A 5171-nucleotide genomic window follows, 5' to 3' on the forward strand; every position below is an offset into this window, starting at 1 on the left:
GCCGTACGGATCAGCCCAACGTGGGGGGTGCCGGTTGGTGACGGGCAGAACCGGACCCGGACAGGCGTTTCAGCAGTGACGGACGGGAAAGCGGTATTGGACGCGGAGGCAGTAGTCATAGTGGCTCCAACTTTACCGCCTGCCGCCTTCCCGGACGGCAGGTGGGGTCAGCGGCGGACCACGGGGTTGGACAGCCGTCCGATGCCCTCGATCTCCACCTCATAGCGGTCACCGGCAGTGACAAGGCCGACGCCGGCCGGCGTGCCGGTCATGATGACGTCGCCGGGGAGCAGCGTGAAGGCATGCGAGACGATGGAGACGAGTTCACGGACTCCGCGGATCATCTGGTTGGTGCTGCCGTCCTGACGGAGCTCGCCGTTCAGCCTGCCCTGGATCCGGAGGTCTTCGGTATCGAGTTCGGTTTCGATCCACGGGCCCAGCGGCGCCGACGTATCGAAACCCTTTGCACGGGCCCACTGCAGGTCTGTTTTCTGGACGTCGCGGGCGGTGAGGTCGTTGCCGCAGGTGTAGCCGAAGATGACGTCGTCCACCCGGTCCTCGGGTACGTCCTTGCAGATCCTGCCGATAATGACGCACAGCTCGGCTTCGAAGGAGACCTCGTCGGAGAATTCCGGCAGCACGATGGGATCGTTGGGGCCGACCACTGAGGTGTTGGGCTTCAGGAACAGCAAGGGATGCGTCGGCACTTCATTACCAAGTTCGGCGGCGTGCTCGGCGAAGTTGCGGCCGACGCCGATCACCTTGCTGCGGGGAATGATGGGGGCCAGGAGCCGCACGTCTTCAAGCTTGTGCTTGACGTGGGTGCGCTCTACGCCGTTAAAGAACGGGTCACCGTTGATGACAGTAATTTCCTCACTGCCGGACTCGCCTTCAACAACGCCGTACAGGGGATCAGAATCGACTACAAACCGGGCAATACGCATGGTTCTTACCCTACAGTCTTGAGCTGCGCAGGTAGTGAAGCTGGGCTGCAACCGACATTTCCACGGCCCGCCTGAGGTGGGGCCCGACGTCGGCATACACGGCATGCGCGACGGCGGTCACCTCTGCATCCGCGCCAAGGCGGTCCAGGGCAGCGCGGATCTGGTCCAGCCGTTCCAGGCGGTGCTCACGGTAGGCGTGCGCGACGTCCGCCAGGGAGGGAAGCATGGGCCCGTGGGCCGGCAAGACGGTGGCAGCACCAAGGGCTTCAAGCCGGTCCAAGGACTGAAGGTAGTCCCCCAGCGTCCCGTCAGGGTAGTCCAGCACCGTGGTGCCGCGGCCAAGAATCGTGTCGCCGGTCAGGACCGAACCGTCCCCGCCGTCGTCCGGGAGGTGGAAGCACACCGAATCCGAGGTATGCCCGGGGGTGGCAAGGACGTTGATCGCCACCCCGGCCGCCAGGAGCATCTCGCCGTCCTGCAGGACATGCCCGCCGCCGTGGCAGTGCCGGGGATCCGCCGCACGGACGGGAGCGCCGGTGAGTTCGTGGAGCCGGAGCGAGCCGGCAGTATGGTCCGCGTGCCGGTGCGTCACGAGAATGAGTTCCACCGGACCCCTGCCCGCAAGCGACTGGAGGTGTCCTTCGTCAGCGGGGCCGGGATCCACCACCACACAGGAACCGGCTCCGGCCGCTGAGATCAGGTAGGAATTGGTCCCCTCCAGGCTCATGGGTCCGGGGTTCGGGGCCAGGAGGGACGTTGCCAGCGTGCTGCGGGGTTGTGTACTGCTGCTCGAGGTGGAGTTCACCGCACCATCTTCGCACCGGGAGAGGAATAACCGGGACACCGCTGCGGGTTATTGCTCCTGAAACCCATCGTCTACAGAGAGCGTCCAGGCACCCATGAGCACCACACCCACCCTTACTTTGGCCGAGCTCCTCTCAGGCGCTGACGCGGCGGGCCACGACCATGCGGCAACCGGGAAGAACAGCGGACTCCAGCACATCCACAACCACGCAACGGGCAGCATCGTCTGGTTCCCCACGTGGAAGAAGTTCCGAGAGACCGCCGATTGGCACGAGGCAGTAAAGGGTCTTGCCGAGGACTATCGGTCCGGTTCAGCTCCTGTGGAAGAATCGGCCAGGGTTTTCCTGGCTGAGGATCTGGCCACACTCCTGGAACGCGCGGCCGCGTCCAGTGACGCAAACATCTTCGTCCAGAAGAACCTCACCCACCACCTGACCCGGACCTGGGCTGTGGGCGACGCCGTCGCGATGGCGACGGGGACGGACCTGCCCAGTGGCTCCACCACGCCTGCCATTTTTGCCGGCTACCCCTACGACGTCTACGCCCAGGACGGCGGCGCGTTCGCGACGGCACTCTGGAACGACGTCATCGATGCCCGCCGCAACCGTGCACTTGCCGACGAAGCAGCCCGCAAGGCCCTGAAGCCGGTCTCCCGCAAGGCCCTCAAGAACGCCGCCCGGAAAGCCGCCCGCCGCTGATCCTCCGCACCCACGTTCCGCCGTCGTACGTCCGGCATCCCATGCCCTCCAAACAGCAACGCGGGGTCACTTGATGCCCGATCCGACGGCGGAATCCGGCATCAAGTGACCCCGCGTTTCTTGGGATCAGGGGCGGTGGGGATCAGGCGAGGCGGGTCAGCCAGCCGTGGATGTCCGGGACGGTACCGGTCTGGATACCGAGCAGCTGCTCGCGGATGGCCATGGTGGTCTCCCCCGCCTTGGCGTCCTCGCTGCCGATGAACTCGGTGGTGTCCTTCAGCACGCCGATGGGGGTGATGACGGCAGCGGTACCGCAAGCGAACACCTCGGTGATCCCGCCTGAGGCCACGCCGTCGCGCCATTCGTCCAAAGTGATCTTCCGTTCCGTGACCGTGCGGCCCATGTCCTTGGCCACCTGCATCACCGAGGAGCGGGTGACGCCTTCGAGGATGGTGCCGGTCAGCGCGGGGGTCACCAGCGATCCGTCCTTCATCACGAAGAACACATTCATGCCGCCGAGTTCTTCGATGGCGTTGTCGTTGAACTGGTCCAGGAACAGCACCTGCTTGCAGCCATTGGCCTCCGCTTCCTGCTGGGCGATCAGGGAGGCGGCGTAATTGCCGCCGCACTTGGCCGCCCCGGTGCCGCCGCGGCCTGCACGGGCGTATTCGCGGGAGATCCAGATGGATACGGGCTTCAGTTCGCCGCCGAAATAGTTGCCGGCCGGAGATGCGATCACACGGAAGGACACTTCCCGCGCAGCGCGGACACCCAGGAAAGCCTCAGTGGCAATCATGAACGGGCGCAGGTAGAGGGCCTCGCCGTCACCGGAAGGAACCCATTCCCTGTCCACTGAGACGAGTTCGCGGATGGCACCGAGGAAGTATTCAACGGGAAGCTCCGGCAGGGCGAGCCGGCGGGCAGATTTGTTGAGCCGCGCGGCGTTGGCCTCGGGGCGGAACGTCCAGATGGAGCCATCTGCGTGCCGGTACGCCTTGAGCCCTTCGAAGATCTCCTGGCCGTAGTGCAGCACCGCCGCGGACGGGTCCAGGGAGATCGGTCCGTAGGCTTCAATGCGGGGGTTGTGCCAGCCGCCGTCGCCATGTTCGTCGACGCTGTAGTCCACCACCGCGGTGTGGTCGGTGAAGTAATTGCCGAACCCCGGGTTGGCCAGGATTGCTGCACGCTCTTCAGCTGACTTCGGGGTTGCCGAGAGCTGCTGGTTGAATTCGACGCCATGGGCAGTCTGAGTCATGGTTCCTCCACGATCGGCTGCCCTGAAAGGCTGTTCAGCGTTGAACAGCAGGGCAGCATTTGGTGATTCGAAACAAGCTTACGCCCGTTGGCAGCCCCTGCAGGCCGGGCTACAGCGCGGCGGCGATAGCGTCCCCGACAGCACTGGTGGAGCGGGCGCCGCCGTCTCTCGCTTCGACGTCGGCGACCACTGCCGCTTCGATCTTCCGGGCGGCTTCGGTGTAGCCGAGGTGATCCAGCAGGAGTGCAGCAGAAAGGATCGCCGCGGTGGGGTCCGCTTTCTGCTGTCCGGCAATATCCGGGGCGGACCCATGGACCGGCTCGAACATCGACGGCGCAGTGCGGTCCATGTTGATGTTGCCCGAGGCTGCCAGGCCGATGCCGCCGGTAATCGCTGCAGCCAGGTCGGTCAGGATGTCACCGAAGAGGTTGTCCGTGACGATGACGTCGAACCGGGCGGGGTCGGTGACCATGAAGATGGTCGCCGCATCAACGTGCAGGTAGTCGTGGGTGACCTCCGGAAATTCCTGGGCCACGGCCTCGACTGTGCGCTTCCACAGGTGGCCGGCGTAAACCAGGACGTTGTGCTTGTGCACCAGTGTCACGTGCTTGCGGTCACGGGCGCTGGCGCGACGGAACGCATCGCGTACCACCCGCTCCACACCGTAGGCCGTGTTGAGCGAGACCTCGGTGGCTACTTCATGCGGCGTGCCGGCACGGAGGCTTCCGCCGTTGCCAACGTAGGGCCCCTCCGTACCTTCACGGACCACGATGAAGTCGATCGTTCCCGGGTTGGCCAGGGGACTTCCCACGGTGCCGTACAGCTTTGAGGGCCGCAGGTTCACGTAGTGGTCAAGGCTGAAGCGGAGCTTGAGGAGCATCTCCCGCTCGATGATGCCCGAAGGTATCCTCGTATCGCCGGGGGCGGCACCCACCGCGCCGAACAGGATGGCATCCCTGGTGCGCAGGTCGGCGAGGATCCCGTCCGGAAGCGTCTCTCCGGTGGCCAGCCAGTGCTCTGCACCGAGCTTGTAGTGCGTCTGCTCGAGAACTGCGCCTTCAGCTGCCACAGCCTTTTCAAGGACCTTCAAAGCCTCGGCTATGACCTCGGGGCCGATGCCGTCACCGGGAATGACAGCGAGATTTATCGTCGATGCGCTCATGGTTCAAGAATATTTAGAGAATCCGCATGCCGGACAATCGGTCTCACTTATTGAGATGGAGGATGCTCCGGCACTGTCAGGGATGCGGAACTCCCGGGTCCGGTGAGCCCACCACCACAACGTTGGTGCCCCAGAAGTCATCGGTGTAGCACGAGATGAGGACCACCCGGTTGGGCGCTACCTGCCAGATAGGACTGTCCTTCAGGCCCGATTTCCCGTAGGTGACCACCGAATCCACACGATAGGCCAGTTCGCCGGCGGCAGTGAACACGGTGAACCTGTCCCCTGGTGCGGCCTTGGTGCTCAGT

At 64.6% G+C, this 5171-nt stretch carries 6 protein-coding genes and 1 pseudogene; 1 reads left to right on the forward strand and 6 read right to left on the reverse strand.

Going from position 1 to position 5171, the window contains the following annotated elements:
• The 3 genes from DBR22_RS24840 to DBR22_RS19785 form a co-directional block, all read right to left on the reverse strand.
• Positions 1-119, reverse strand: a 119-nt coding sequence (locus tag DBR22_RS24840; RefSeq protein ID WP_258229329.1) for a glutamate--tRNA ligase family protein, incomplete at its 3' end; no start/stop codon positions are given.
• Between the two features lie 48 nt (positions 120-167).
• Entirely contained in the window at positions 168-944 is a 777-nt protein-coding gene (locus tag DBR22_RS19780) for a fumarylacetoacetate hydrolase family protein (protein ID WP_108600405.1), read from the reverse strand.
• Between the two features lie 10 nt (positions 945-954).
• Positions 955-1749 (reverse strand): MBL fold metallo-hydrolase, encoded by a 795-nt coding sequence (locus DBR22_RS19785; protein ID WP_258229328.1) that lies wholly within the window; start codon positions 1747-1749, stop codon positions 955-957.
• A gap of 94 nt (positions 1750-1843) precedes the next feature.
• Between DBR22_RS19785 and DBR22_RS19790 the strand changes: the two genes are divergently transcribed.
• The gene (locus DBR22_RS19790; protein WP_108600407.1) at positions 1844-2446 is read left to right on the forward strand and encodes a hypothetical protein; all 603 of its coding nucleotides are present in this window, start codon (positions 1844-1846) and stop codon (positions 2444-2446) included.
• Between the two features lie 142 nt (positions 2447-2588).
• On the opposite strand, the gene DBR22_RS19795 is transcribed toward DBR22_RS19790, so the two are convergent.
• From DBR22_RS19795 to DBR22_RS19805, 3 genes and pseudogenes are all read right to left on the reverse strand, one after another.
• On the reverse strand, positions 2589-3701 hold the full coding sequence (locus DBR22_RS19795) for a branched-chain amino acid aminotransferase (RefSeq protein ID WP_108600408.1): 1113 nt from the start codon (positions 3699-3701) through the stop codon (positions 2589-2591).
• A 109-nt stretch (positions 3702-3810) separates the two neighbouring features.
• Positions 3811-4863: a 3-isopropylmalate dehydrogenase gene (locus DBR22_RS19800; RefSeq protein WP_108600409.1), complete on the reverse strand. Its 1053-nt coding sequence runs from the start codon at positions 4861-4863 to the stop codon at positions 3811-3813.
• Between the two features lie 76 nt (positions 4864-4939).
• Positions 4940-5171, reverse strand: a pseudogene (locus DBR22_RS19805) (class F sortase); the annotation flags it as partial.

The sequence above is a fragment of the Arthrobacter sp. HMWF013 genome (genome assembly GCF_003061105.1).
Lineage (GTDB): Bacteria > Actinomycetota > Actinomycetes > Actinomycetales > Micrococcaceae > Arthrobacter.

Bases quoted from the DNA above. Each gene is read 5' to 3' on its own strand.
- DBR22_RS19780 (WP_108600405.1), bottom strand. From the start codon at position 944: ATGCGTATTGCCCGGTTTGTAGTCGATTCTGATCCCCTGTACGGCGTT.
- DBR22_RS19790 (WP_108600407.1), top strand. From the start codon at position 1,844: ATGAGCACCACACCCACCCTTACTTTGGCCGAGCTCCTCTCAGGCGCT.
- DBR22_RS19795 (WP_108600408.1), bottom strand. From the start codon at position 3,701: ATGACTCAGACTGCCCATGGCGTCGAATTCAACCAGCAGCTCTCGGCA.
- DBR22_RS19800 (WP_108600409.1), bottom strand. From the start codon at position 4,863: ATGAGCGCATCGACGATAAATCTCGCTGTCATTCCCGGTGACGGCATC.